Origin of the sequence: Brevibacillus sp. HB1.1, from assembly GCF_013332445.1 — a bacterium.
GTDB lineage: Bacteria > Bacillota > Bacilli > Brevibacillales > Brevibacillaceae > Brevibacillus > Brevibacillus porteri.
The window spans coordinates 953,037-965,602 of record NZ_JABMIV010000001.1 but is presented as its reverse complement, the minus strand read 5'-3'; the positions used below and the strand labels follow the sequence as shown (position 1 = coordinate 965,602).

11 protein-coding genes and 1 pseudogene are annotated in these 12,566 nt (G+C 41.2%); 7 read left to right on the top strand and 5 right to left on the bottom strand.

Translation table 11 applies throughout. From position 1 onward, the window contains the following. Positions 1-840: 840 nt before the first annotated feature. Positions 841-1,896 carry a hypothetical protein gene (locus HPY27_RS04455; protein WP_174224425.1) on the top strand — a complete coding sequence of 352 codons (1,056 nt, stop codon included), beginning with the start codon at positions 841-843 and terminating at the stop codon, positions 1,894-1,896. A gap of 368 nt (positions 1,897-2,264) precedes the next feature. Here HPY27_RS04455 and HPY27_RS30715 read toward each other — a convergent pair. Further along, a pseudogene (locus HPY27_RS30715) lies at positions 2,265-2,372 on the bottom strand (tyrosine-type recombinase/integrase); the annotation flags it as partial. A gap of 352 nt (positions 2,373-2,724) precedes the next feature. On the opposite strand from HPY27_RS30715, the gene HPY27_RS04450 reads away from it, so the two are divergent. Genes HPY27_RS04450 through HPY27_RS04440 form a run of 3 tightly spaced genes read left to right on the top strand, consistent with a single transcriptional unit; the run spans position 2,725 to position 3,929 of the window. Beyond that, positions 2,725-3,276, top strand: coding sequence for a hypothetical protein (locus HPY27_RS04450; RefSeq protein ID WP_238144487.1), 552 nt, complete (start codon positions 2,725-2,727; stop codon positions 3,274-3,276). Beyond that, entirely contained in the window at positions 3,269-3,805 is a 537-nt protein-coding gene (locus HPY27_RS04445) for an accessory gene regulator ArgB-like protein (protein WP_017250294.1), read from the top strand. The genes HPY27_RS04450 and HPY27_RS04445 overlap by 8 nt, the downstream gene beginning before the upstream one ends. Continuing rightward, positions 3,795-3,929 (top strand): cyclic lactone autoinducer peptide, encoded by a 135-nt coding sequence (locus HPY27_RS04440; RefSeq protein WP_017250293.1) that lies wholly within the window; start codon positions 3,795-3,797, stop codon positions 3,927-3,929. The genes HPY27_RS04445 and HPY27_RS04440 overlap by 11 nt, the downstream gene beginning before the upstream one ends. Before the next feature lie 317 nt (positions 3,930-4,246). Here HPY27_RS04440 and HPY27_RS04435 read toward each other — a convergent pair whose 3' ends face one another. The 4 genes from HPY27_RS04435 to loaP all read right to left on the bottom strand — a co-directional run bounded on the left by HPY27_RS04435 (position 4,247) and on the right by loaP (position 7,242). Further along, on the bottom strand, positions 4,247-4,657 hold the full coding sequence (locus HPY27_RS04435; protein ID WP_174224424.1) for a hypothetical protein: 411 nt from the start codon (positions 4,655-4,657) through the stop codon (positions 4,247-4,249). Positions 4,658-4,819: 162 nt separating this feature from the next. Beyond that, entirely contained in the window at positions 4,820-5,638 is an 819-nt protein-coding gene (locus HPY27_RS04430; protein WP_173622273.1) for a lipase family protein, read from the bottom strand. A gap of 40 nt (positions 5,639-5,678) precedes the next feature. Continuing rightward, complete coding sequence (locus HPY27_RS04425) at positions 5,679-6,509, bottom strand: lipase family protein (protein ID WP_174224423.1); 831 nt, start codon at positions 6,507-6,509, stop codon at positions 5,679-5,681. A 199-nt stretch (positions 6,510-6,708) separates the two neighbouring features. Continuing rightward, positions 6,709-7,242 (bottom strand): antiterminator LoaP, encoded by a 534-nt coding sequence (gene loaP / locus HPY27_RS04420; RefSeq protein ID WP_017250289.1) that lies wholly within the window; start codon positions 7,240-7,242, stop codon positions 6,709-6,711. Positions 7,243-7,612: 370 nt separating this feature from the next. Here loaP and HPY27_RS04415 point away from each other — a divergent pair, with 370 nt between their 5' ends. The 3 genes from HPY27_RS04415 to HPY27_RS04405 all read left to right on the top strand — a co-directional run bounded on the left by HPY27_RS04415 (position 7,613) and on the right by HPY27_RS04405 (position 12,566). Then, complete coding sequence (locus HPY27_RS04415) at positions 7,613-8,374, top strand: 4'-phosphopantetheinyl transferase superfamily protein (protein ID WP_371736720.1); 762 nt, start codon at positions 7,613-7,615, stop codon at positions 8,372-8,374. Between the two features lie 83 nt (positions 8,375-8,457). Further along, complete coding sequence (gene fabD, locus HPY27_RS04410) at positions 8,458-11,724, top strand: ACP S-malonyltransferase (RefSeq protein WP_174224421.1); 3,267 nt, start codon at positions 8,458-8,460, stop codon at positions 11,722-11,724. 38 nt (positions 11,725-11,762) lie between these two features. Continuing rightward, a complete protein-coding gene (locus HPY27_RS04405; RefSeq protein ID WP_173622270.1) occupies positions 11,763-12,566 on the top strand; it encodes an alpha/beta hydrolase in 804 nt (267 codons plus the stop codon).

Genomic DNA, 12,566 nt, shown 5'->3' with positions numbered 1-12,566 from the left:
TTCTCCTTTACTTCGTGTGTATGATGAGTAAATGCAGAAAGGATTGTCCAATACTCGAATTTTTATTCGCAGACAAGTTTAATCTTCTGAATCCTTGCCCATCCTGTGGTATTCGTGTTTGGATTAAGAAAGAAAAGATTGAAGTTACGAAAGTGGCTAGATCAGAGAGGATTTACGCAACAGTGGTTGAGCAAAGAATCGGGGGTAAACAATACTATTGATTCGCGTCTAGCATCAGATAATGAATATCTAGCGACTATGAAAACTGCTCAACGAATACTAAATGCACTTAGCGAGGGTAAACAAAAATGCGAAACAGGCTGATTTCTGGACCATGTAGGATAGTGGGGACGAATGGGGACAAAACTGACTTGAATCGTCAAAGATTCACTCAGATGCGAACGAGAAAAACACTTGATTTTCAAGGGTTTTACAGATCAATTAGCTTTAAAAACGATGACCCGGTCTTTTTGACAGGGGGAGCTGGTTCGAACACAGTCCGGATCACCATACTATGATCGAGATACGGGTCATTATGCGGCGAATGCATTGCGTGATGCAGTAGGCATTTCTAAATAGTGGCACAGCCCTCCTTCGGAATATTCCGGGGGAGGGCTGTTTTAATTACTTGTCATATAGCTTTAGTAAAATAAATATTAAAACCCAAAATATACCGCCTAGTATTATGTTGCTACCTCCTCCAAAGAATAATCCAGTAAAGAGTCCTAAAACAACGATTATAAATATTTCCAATAATTTGAACATTATTATTCATCTTCCTTTTTTAGAATTTCACGTATATAATAACACGGAAAGAAAAATGGAAAAAATGGGAATTATATGAAGAAGTTAGCATCTTTTTTGTGTGTCTGCTTTGCTACAACATTAGTGTTAACTCCTGGGATAAGTGACAATGTATTGGCAAAAGAACGCTTGAAAAAACTAGAAATAGTTGAGATCGCATTAGATGACTCTCGTTCCTCGCGATCGTTAAAAGCGTTGAATAATAATGATAGCGAAGAAACTTATTACTTCATCCATAATGAAGGTGGAGAAATAGATCCCAAAGATATAAAGGAATATGTAAAGACTGAACTCAAAATAAATCGCTCGTCTGAAGACGAAGGAGTTGCACCAAAACTGATGGGTGTAGGTGTCTATAAACAAGATGGCACTAGACACGTTGATTACATCTTTGATCAACTAGATGAAGTCCCTTTAGAAGAAATTCGTGAAGAAATTGAACAAAAAGTTGAACTTGCTGAAAATGAAGGTGCAAGGAATATTATATCATTAAAAGCTTCTGCGAGTTCTGATGATGATACATATTCCGATTCCTACACGTATAGAGTGAGAGATGATAATCGAAATGAGATCGCGGGTGTTTATACCAGCAACGTAGACTATATAAGAAAAGGTACGTCAACATTAAAGGGAGAGAAAGTCTCTGTTTGGGATGTTAAGTTTTTCAATCAAACAGAACCAAGAAATAATTATCAAACTCGAGAATTAGCAATGAGATACAGACATACTGGTAGTGATGCTGACGAACAGACAATTCGTTCATATGGGCCATATACAACTGACACTGACTCATCTGCTTCTGTTGGATTATCAGGTTTAGTTCCTTCTGTGAGTTGGACTTTCAACACTAAATCAGCAAATATTAAGGATGAATCAAGCTTATCCGATAATTATACTAAGTGGATTGTCGATTTTAAGTTAGGAACGAGGACAGCAAAAAATAACTTTGTATATGAACCAGGTGTTCGTGTAACAAATAACGACGCAGGGATAGTTTTTAAGCATAACCATTATGTTAATTACTACAGAAATCTTGATTCTCAAGCAAAACTAAACACGGGCACCATTGAATTAATTTTAACAGACTTGTAATAAATACAATAGCAAACAACCCGCCAGGCTTAACATCTTGGCGGGTTGTTCTCTTACACAAGCAGTTTGGCTAAAATACTTTTAAACTCCGCGATATCCAAATAAACCTAATCTAAAGTCTCTATCTGATAGTCCTTTACACAGTGGCTCTGGCACATGATAAGTTTGTTATAGCTTATGATGGTAACAGTCCTTCGGGGAGTGTTATCTACTTTGTCAAAAATTTTGACGTTTTTTGAAAGTTAATCTAAAAACGCACTATATTAATGCTAAGCACGATGAATAAACCGCCCAGGTAAATAACCGGGCGGTTTTTGTTTTGGGTACACGAATTTGGAAGGAGTAAGAGCGTTGAGCCAATCGGATATTGCATATCCTAATCTTTCACTTACCACTTTAGGATTGGCACCTTGAATAAGAAGAAGCGTAGCATGAGTATGTCTTATGTCATGGAAACGTATTTTTGGAGCGTCTACGCTCTTTATGACTGGTTTGTACGTTCTCTTCAGATTTCGGGGGAATTGAAGTATCTCTAATATCGTACAAAGGCCAAGGCTATTATCTTGATAACTTGTACCTCAAGCTTTCTTTTCTTCAAAAATATACTCCCGTTCTCAGTGACGCTTGAACGCTCTAAAATGTCAAAACTGGTAAATTCAAGCAGGAATCTGTCGTTTCTAGTAGAATATAACCCTCAATAAGTAATTGAGGTGAAAAAGTTACATGCTGTTTGTCCTATTTTCAACATTGGAATACCTCGCAATATTTGCTCTTATGACTACGTTATTTAGGTTTGGTTTTTTGGTGCATATCAACAGGATTCTCTTTGTGAGTCTGGTATTAATGCTATTCTCGTTTGGGCTACGACAATTTACGCCATATGGAGACTATGCAACCATAGCCCAAGTCGTCATCATCTTTGGAGCATTAATCCTGGTATGGAACGTGAATTGGGGACATGCTGCCTTAATGACCATGATAACAGCAGGAATATACTTGGGGATTCAGATGGTGGAAGTGTTCTTCCTGACCGTCATAGGAGCCCTAGAGACAATCGAATCGTTACGGGATCGAACCATCAACACAGGTTTCATATTCCAGACAATCTCCGCATTATTTACCTTTGCATTATGCTATGGGCTTCGAAAATTTGGACTGCAATTTACATTTGTCAGAGACGGAGCGCCTTTCTTTATTTACCATAGAATCAACATGGTTATTTTGTCACTGATTGTTGTAACAGGTGTATTGATAACGGTCTTGTTTAAATTAGCAAGTACATATGGAATTGCTTCCATAGTCTGGATCTTCTTTGGGATGGCAATCGGAATCACGATACTGGCATGGCTGGCTATAAAAAGGGATGGGGAATATGATTGAAACTCTTGCTGAAAGAATAGCAATCCAACTAAAGTCGATCAATCCACATGAAACGAAGTCAGTGCCTACAATGAAATTTGGGTTAATCCTTATCATCAACATGCTTCTCATCATTACGAGTAGCCTTACCATTTCACTAATGATAGGGACATTTCAAGGAACATTAATCACATTGGCTGGATTTTTAGTACTACGCCAATTTTCAGGAGGATTTCACTATTCATCGTCTGTCTACTGCACCATGACAAGTATAGTGGGAGCTGTATTAATCCCTCTCATTACCCTACCTAATGATTTTGTCACCCCGATTATTATTATCACATTAGTCCTAGTAGCACTTTTTGCACCGCAAGAAATGGAATTGCAATCACGACTATTCAAACAGAATCAGACTTTGCTCCTCAAGACCATCTCCATTATCATCGTCAGTTCATTATTTTTCATAGACAGCGAAACACTGGTTAAGACCTTCTTTGTGCAATCACTGACGCTAATTCCACTGAAAGGAGGTGGAAAAGATGAAAAATAAAGCGATGATGTTCGTAGCGAAACATGTTTCAGCAGTTGCTTCATTTGTTGCGGTACTGGCGGTAACTACAGCATCCTTTGGATTCGTGGGGAAACCTGAAATTCCAGAGGAATTAAAGAAATAAGGAGCAATGAACGACACAGACCATTTCTCACTCGACTTAACATCGAACGGGGAAAACTGGTTGCCCCATTGCCCCATTGTAAATCATAACTCTATAAACAGAACATCCGTGTTTGAATGTATTGTACTTATCGACTGCTTCTTTCACATCGTTACTAATAATCTCAACCCCTCTGTAGACAAGGGGGGTCTTTTTTTGCACCTGGTTTATTGACGTCAACAACGCTGATTTTCGAATTGTTAATGAATCCAAGCGGGCTGTCTCTTTGGCGAGAAATCGACTTTTGAGACAGCCCCTTACTGTTTTACATACGCTTATTAAAACTTGGAAAGAGCGAATTTAGCTGTAAAATTCATTTTCTTCATATAGGAAGAATTCGCTCCGGCTTGAAATTGTACAGAGATATTGCCGTTTTTTTGCGCTTGGAATACACGTCCGTATGGTGAATTAGCTTGGTATGTACCAATCGCTTGATTATCTGCATCAAAGACTGTATAAGAAATCGGGAATCCTGAATTGTTTACAAAAATCGTAAGCTCTTCACCCTTTTTAAGCGGAAAAGATTCTTTTTGGGTCACTTCGTATGAACTCAGAGAATAGTATTTCGTAACCTCTTGAATGTCTAAAGCCGTTGCTGCTGCGTTAACTTTTGAGACTTCCAATCCTGGCAAATTTGCACCTGAAAGTACTGCAATCCCTAATGCTCCTGCTAAAATGGCTTTTTTCATAATCGTAATGCCTCCTTTTTTGCTCATCCATGAGCGAAAGTAAATATTTGGAAATTATAACCATTATAATATCATTGAAAATGGTTATCAATAAGTTTTTTTGTAGATTACCTCTCACGGCGTGATAAAGAGGGCATAAAAAAAGAGAGTGATTCCATTGAATCAACATCCCCCTAAAAAAGGCACACACATCCCTGTATCCGGACAAAACCCCTCATTCTCGGCACACAACCTCTCCGTAAACCCAGGCTCCTCCTGCGCCAGAAACTTAAAATAACAAACAATTTCATGATTCCTTACAGCTACACTATTCAACTGAAAATCCAACAAATACTTCCGATCCACATGCTGGTAGTACAATCCTTTCTTCGTAAACGGAGGTGGGTACGCCTTGGACGGTAAAGTTGGAATAATATCATGAACATTTACGATCCGAACACTGTTCTTTACTGTCTCATTAAACCGCGAAGCAAAGACAGGATCTCCGACGCGAGGACTCCCATACGTATACACAAAAGGATGCGCAAATTTCGTATTCACCGCAATATCCAAACCAGCTAGGGCGGCCAACCCTCCCCCTAAACTGTGCCCTGCAACAAATAGTTTTTTTGATCTGGAGAGCTTGCTCAGCTCCCGAATCAATTCATCTCTCGCGGATTGATACATACAAGTAAACCCACGGTGGGTTTTTCCTGCTTTTCTGACGAAACGATAGGGGACTTGATACAAATCTTGATCAGTCTCATTGTCGTTAAACGTGCGTGTTCCTCGAAAAGTTACAACGATACTGTCGGATGACTCGGCTACAAAACCAAACACCTCTGGCTCCGGAGTCTCAACACCAGCCCATGCTCGAATAGTCGAGAGCTGACGATACCCTTTTGGCAAGACAAGTGAATCTGTTTCAAATAGCTGATAGGCCTGATGGATCATAGCCGCAAGTAAAATCGCATCTTTGCTGTTATAAATACGATCGATCATTCATGTGTCTCCCTTTCTGAGTTTCAAGGCTGTAAAAAAGCTAGCATTTGCCTAAAAACGGAATACACGTATCGGTATTGGGACAAAACCCCGGATTTTCCACACAGAGCGTTTGGGCATAATCAGGGTCAAGCTGAGTGAGGTTATGAAAATAGCAGGCGATACTATCGTTGCGAGGCGTATTATTCAGTTGAAACGAGAGAGGAAACTTGTTTTTTACATGTTGATAATAGATACCTTCCTGGGTAAAAGGAGGCGGATACTTTTGATCGGGGAATGTAGGAAAAGAGTCGTGGACATTTACAATGCGTAGACTATTGACAACGACTTGATTGAAGCGTGAGGCGAACTGGGGGTCACCAATACGTGGACTACCATAGGTGTAAACGATTGGTTGCCTAATCTTTGTGTTTACCGCAATATCTAAAGCTGCTAGTACAGCTAGCGCGCCGCCGTAGTTGTGGCCAGTAATAAACAGCTTTTTTGATGCGGGAAACTGATTGATTTTTCTGATGAACTGATCCCGTGTTGATTGATACAGGCAGGTAAATCCACGTGAGGTTTTCCCTGCATCTGTAACAAAAGGATAGGGAACTTGTAGGATGTCATAGGCCGCCAAAAGGTCTGCCGGATATGCTGCGTACCCTCTGAAGGCAATGATGATTTCATCTTTAGATTCTGCCACAAAACCATATACATGTTCTGTTGGATTCTCTACATCTGCAAAAGCCTGAATCGTGTATCGAAGCTGAAAACCTTTGGGTAAGGTAAGCTTCCCTTCAAAATATAATGGATAAGTCTGATAGCTCATGGCTGCTAGGAAAATGGCAGCCTGACTAGTAAACATGTTGTCTTCGTCCGAGAAAACCATGTAGACAATTTCCTTTCCAAACAAGAATAAGGATCTAACACTTTTGAAAAGTCGTACATCGGAACTCTTGTCTGTCTCTCCCAAATGAAAGCAGGGCAGTCCTACTCGAATGATACTTACCATGAGCCTATGTTTTTACGATGGAATGCGTGCTTGTATGAAGAAAATAAAAAGGGGAGGCGTACGCAACGCTCCCCCTTTACAAAGGTTTTGAGAGGATTTCAATTCCCACATCAATTGTTTTCTCTACTCCCATAAAGGTTAAAAATATTTTAGCCCTGTTTTTGTGCTTATCCACTTTTTTGATAAGACCTTCCAGTCCTTTAAGGGGACCAGATTCTACGATCACCTTTGAATTTTCTAGATAAACCTTTGAATAATCGACAACTTCACCGTTTCCCATGAGTTGGAGGATCGGGGTGATTTCTTTTTCATCAATGCTCGAATAATAAGTACCCTCATCTTGCGAATAGTAACTACCGTTATTGACCAAACGCAAACTTCTAGGAATTTTTTTGATTTTGTGGAACATTTCGTTAGTCATTTCAGTCTTAATAAGTACATATCCAGGAAAAATATTCTTCATGACACTATTCGCAATGCCTGACTTTTTCTCAGGAACCAATCTCTTCGGCACAACGGACTTTAAAGACTGCTCATTAAAATAGAGTTTGAGGTACTTTTGAACGACTTCTTCTTTACCAGATTCTACAAAGATGGCATACCATTTCAAGGTGAGTAATCCTTTCATTATGAAGTAGATTCGCAAGTATCTTGAGCGCTTACTGCTTCCACAAAAATAGGAATGATTGAGTAGATAAAATCCTAAATTTTGTGGTATTATACTAAATATATCCAATTTTTTCGCGTTATGCAATAAACGTGGTTGTTGGAACTTTCTGCATAAATATAAAGAATTAGCTGTATAAGTTTTTTATCGAAAGGAAAATCCCTTAGGGAATTTAATCGATGTTTCGGCACGTTAAAGGAACGTAGGGAGGACATACGTTGAAACAGTAGTGTGTATATTTATTTACCCACGAACTGGGGAAGCTCTGCCCTTTGGCATAGTAGGAGAACGGAAGGCGGAGATTGAATTGCATGTGTTTCCACAGATCTTTACGAAAGAATTCGTTATAAAAGGTAAGGATAGAGAGTATCGTGCCAGTTTGTGCATGGGCTATTTTTCTGTTCCCGCTGATTTTTTAAAAATAGTAAAATTCTTGCACCCAAAAGAATTCGAGTACTATTTTCAGCTGGAGTATGAGCGGAGAGTAAAAAGCTACCTGACAGGGAGATATGTCGCCAAAAGAGCCGTTTCGTTTTTGGTTGGAGACGAAAGCTTAGAGCGAATATGTATTGAACAGGGCATTTTTCATCAACCTGTCGTAAACTTACCGAATGCAACCAACGTCCAGGTGAGTATCACCCATTGTGACGATCTTGCAGCCGGCATTGCTTTTTCGGAAGAACTGCCGATGGGGATTGATATGGAGAGAATTAGCGTGGATAGAAATAAAGTTCTGGAGACGCAAATGACTGTGAAAGAGAGCAGCTTGTTTTCATGCTTGCCTTATTCTTATGAAACGACTCTCACTCTTTTCTGGACAGTCAAGGAAGCGTTATCCAAAATTTTGAAAACAGGTTTAACCACTTCTTTTCATATCTATGAAATAAGCCAAGTAGAGGCAAGGGATGGGGTTGTTTATAGTCTTTTTGAAAACTTTCCTCAATACCGTACTGCATCCTTTATCCTTGGTGACTATGTGTGTTCGATCACCTACCCGAAAAAGACAGAGTGGAGTGTTGCTGTCGTAAAAGATGTACTTCAGGAGATAGAACACTCTATGACAAATCGCTTATGAATTCCCCACAACGGTCAATTGACCAGGCTGTGGGGAGTTTTTATTATAAAAAACTGTTTTTAAAAACAAGGGGTGCATCATACATGGAAAAGCCTGTTGTGTTTATGTTTTCTGGACAGGGGTCTCAGTACTATCAGATGGGGAGAGACCTTTTTGATCAGAATCCGGTATTTCGCAAATGGATGCTTAGTTTAGATGAAAAGGTACATTCCCTGATCGGGGAGTCTGTCCTTGCCCAGTTATATGATGACACGAAGCGTCGAGACGACATATTTGATCGCACCCTTTTTACGCATCCCGCCATTTTTATGGTGGAATACGCTCTGGCTCAAGTTCTCATGGAAAGCGGAATTAAGCCTGACTATTGTCTGGGGAGCAGTTTGGGGGAGTTTGCGGCGGGGGCTGTGTCTGGGATCATGCCTGTGGAAGAATTGCTACAACTCGTGGTTGAACAAGCCACCCTTTACGAAACGTATTGTCAGAAAGGGAGTATGCTTGCGATTCTCCACAATCCCGATTTGTATGACCAAGACCCTTTATTGCATCGAAATAGTGAGTTGGTGGCGGTGAATTTTCATTCGCATTTTGTCATTGCCGGGAGCAGTCATCAGCTACAACGCATGGAGGATTATGTAAAAGGCAAGGGGATCATTTGTCAACGACTACCCGTATCGTATGCTTTTCACTCAGCTTACATCGATCCGGCTGAACCACATTATCGGGAGGTATTGAAACAGAAAACGTTTGGAATTCCCCAGATTCCCTTTGTCTCGTGTGTTCACGGTGAAATCATGAAGGAACTGCCAGTTGACTACTTTTGGCAAGTGGTAAGAAAACCAATGCAGCTTCCAAAAGCTGTCCAAGAGCTGGAGAAACAGCAAAGCTACATCTATTTGGATTTGGGACCAGCAGGAAATTTGAGTAATTTTACAAAGCGAAATCTGCGACAAGATTCACAATCAGAATGCTACTCGATTATCACTCCTTTTAAAAAGGATGGTGAAAATGTAGAGCGCATCAAGCAACTATTTTCAAATAAAAGTTTGCATACAAACAGAAAGGAAGACAGAAAAATGACCACATATGTTTTCCCAGGGCAGGGCTCCCAAATAAAAGGAATGGGGGGCTCTCTGTTTGATGAGTTTCCAGAAATAACCGCCAAAGCTGATCAGATATTAGGTTATTCCATCAAAGAGCTTTGTCTGCATGATCCGGACAAACAGTTAAGTAAAACCCAGTTTACTCAGCCTGCTTTGTACGTGGTAAATGCGCTTAGCTATCTGAAAAAGGTAAAGGAAACCGGGAAAAAACCAGATTATGTGGCGGGGCACAGCTTGGGTGAGTACAACGCACTTTTTGCATCAGGGGTGTTTGATTTTGAGACAGGGTTACACTTGGTGAAAAAAAGAGGCGAGTTGATGAGTCTGGCCATCGGTGGAGGTATGGCGGCGGTGATCGGGTTTACTTTGGAGCAAGTAGAACGCGTGTTACATGAAAATAATTTGACCAGTATCGATATTGCCAATCACAATTCTCCCTTCCAATTTGTGATTGCAGGTCGAAAAGAAGATATAGAGCGGGCCAACCCTGTTTTTCAGGAAGCGGGTGTAAAAGTATACATCCCCTTAAAGGTGAGCGGAGCATTCCATTCCCGTTACATGAGTGATGCGAAGCAACGCTTTGAGGACTATTTGAATCAGTTTGCCTTTTCCAGTATGACCATCCCTGTGATTTCAAATGTTCACGCAAGACCCTATAAACAGAGCGATGTGAAACGAAATTTGGTGGAACAAATTACACACCCAGTGAAATGGAATGACAGCATTCGATATCTCCTGGCCTTGGGGGAAAATGAAATAGAAGAAGTTGGTCCTGGTACTGTGTTGACCAAGTTAGTTACTACGATACGAAATGAAGCAGAACCCCTGATCATAGAAGAGGAAGCAGAGAAAGAAAACATGGAGCAAGAGATATCGAACAGCATGGAGCAGCCAAAAGGGATTACCGCTTTTTCGCTGGGAAATCAGCAATTTAAACAGGACTACAAACTGAAATATCCCTACCTGGCAGGAGCGATGTACAAGGGAATCTCATCGGAAAAGCTGGTCATTAAAATGGGGAAAGCCGGAATGATGGGCTTTTTCGGAAGCGGTGGCTTACAGCTGGATAGAATCGAGCGTGCCATCCAACAGATTCAACGTGAACTACAGCATGGCGGGCCGTATGGGATGAATTTGTTGCATCATCCGAGTGACCCGTCCATGGAAGAAAAAACCGTCGACCTGTATCTTGCTTATCAAGTGAGGGTGATGGAAGCATCGGCGTTTATGGCGATTACCCCTGCGTTGATCATCTATCGGGCCAAGGGATTAAAGCGGGGGATGAACGGGCAAGTGGAGGCGGCAAACAAAATTTTTGCCAAAGTATCACAGCCTGAGGTTGCAGAAGCCTTTTTAAGTCCGGCACCTGAGTATCTGATAGAAAAATTGGTGCAAGAACATAAGCTTACGACAGAAGAAGCGAGTCTGTTACGAGAAGTTCCGATGGCGGACGAGTTAACGGTAGAGGCCGATTCTGGCGGAAATACCGATCACGGTGTAGCTTCTGCTTTGATGCCAGCGATGATCAGACTACGAGATAACATGATGCACAAGTATGGATACCGGAAGCCAATCAGAATCGGGGCTGCGGGAGGGATTGGAACTCCTGAGGCTGCAGCGGTCGCTTTCATGCTTGGGGCAGATTATATTGTTACAGGCTCGATTAACCAGTGCACAGTGGAGGCCGCGACCAGCGAGTCTGTGAAGGATTCGTTGCAGTTGGCCAATGTTCAAGACACAGAGTATGCTCCGGCGGGTGAAATGTTTGAAATGGGAGCCAAAATTCAGGTGTTGAAAAAAGGCTTATTCTTTCCAGCCAGAGCGAACAAGTTGCACGACCTCTATCGTCAATACAACTCGCTCGATGAAATCGATGAAAAAACCAAGAAGCAGCTCCAGGAAAAGTATTTTAAACGTAGCTTTGAAGAGGTATATGAGCAGATGAAAACCACTTGCCCGCCTCAGGAACTGAAAAGAGCGGAACGAACGCCTAAATACAAGATGGCGTTGCTTTTCAAATGGTATTTTAACCGTTGTTTTGACTGGGCTTTGGACGGAGCCGAAAGCTATAAAGTGGATTATCAGATTTACTGCGGTCCAGCGTTAGGTTCTTTTAATCAATGGGTGAAGGGAACGGCTGTTGAAAATTGGAGAGACCGTCATGTTGATCAAATTGGTGAAATGATGATCAAGGAGACTGCCAACCTTTTGAATCAGCGTATCCATGCCTTAACAGGTTCAAGCAAATAAAGAAGCAATGACTCTCAAATACGAAAGGAACGTCGAAAATGAATTTGGAACTAGTAGAATACCATCCTGAGGGCGTTTCTAGCGAAGCGTCTCTTCTTTTTGTCCATGGAGCATGTCACGGAGCATGGTGTTGGGAAAAAAACTTCCTTCCTTATTTTGCTGACAAAGGCTTTTCTTCCTATGCGCTGAGTCTTCGTGGACATGGTGAAAGTGACGGCTATGAAAATCTTCATTCCTACACACTTCAGGATTACACGGATGATGTTCTTGAAGTGATCGGGCGTCTAAAAAGCAAGCCAGTGCTGGTCGGACACTCTATGGGTGGAGGAATTGTGCAGAAGATCTTGCACCAGCATCCAGATATAATCTCAGGTACCGTTCTGGTTGCCTCGATTCCTCCGCATGGTGGAATGGGTGACTTATTCCGATTAATGTTCAAAAACTTTAAAGAAGCTATGCAATTATTTACATATAACGAGAAAAGAGATGCATCACTGCTCGCCAATGTCTTTTTTTCCAAGGAGCTGCCGATTGAAAAAAAGGATGAGTGGGTGAAGCTCTTGCAGCCTGAATCACTGAAAGCAAGAACCGAGATGAATGGAAAAATTGTTCCAAAAACCGTCCGTGCGAAAACTCCGATACTGGTTCTCGGCTCCAAGCAGGATCGGATGATTTCTGAGAAAACAACGCGCCGAATTGGCAAAACATACGGAATCGAACCCGTTCTGTTCCAAAATATCAGTCATGATATGATGCTTGATCCTGAATGGGAAGCTGTTGCTGGCCACATTTTGACTTTTTTGAGCGAATCTATTTATCTGAATGGCGGAGGTAGGGAATAA

Coding starts and splice junctions, on each gene's coding strand:
- HPY27_RS04445 (WP_017250294.1), top strand. CDS start 3,269: ATGATTGAAACTCTTGCTGAAAGAATAGCAATCCAACTAAAGTCGATC.
- HPY27_RS04425 (WP_174224423.1), bottom strand. CDS start 6,509: ATGGTTTTCTCGGACGAAGACAACATGTTTACTAGTCAGGCTGCCATT.
- HPY27_RS04405 (WP_173622270.1), top strand. CDS start 11,763: ATGAATTTGGAACTAGTAGAATACCATCCTGAGGGCGTTTCTAGCGAA.
- HPY27_RS04455 (WP_174224425.1), top strand. CDS start 841: ATGAAGAAGTTAGCATCTTTTTTGTGTGTCTGCTTTGCTACAACATTA.
- HPY27_RS04440 (WP_017250293.1), top strand. CDS start 3,795: ATGAAAAATAAAGCGATGATGTTCGTAGCGAAACATGTTTCAGCAGTT.
- fabD (WP_174224421.1), top strand. CDS start 8,458: ATGGAAAAGCCTGTTGTGTTTATGTTTTCTGGACAGGGGTCTCAGTAC.
- HPY27_RS04435 (WP_174224424.1), bottom strand. CDS start 4,657: ATGAAAAAAGCCATTTTAGCAGGAGCATTAGGGATTGCAGTACTTTCA.
- HPY27_RS04430 (WP_173622273.1), bottom strand. CDS start 5,638: ATGATCGATCGTATTTATAACAGCAAAGATGCGATTTTACTTGCGGCT.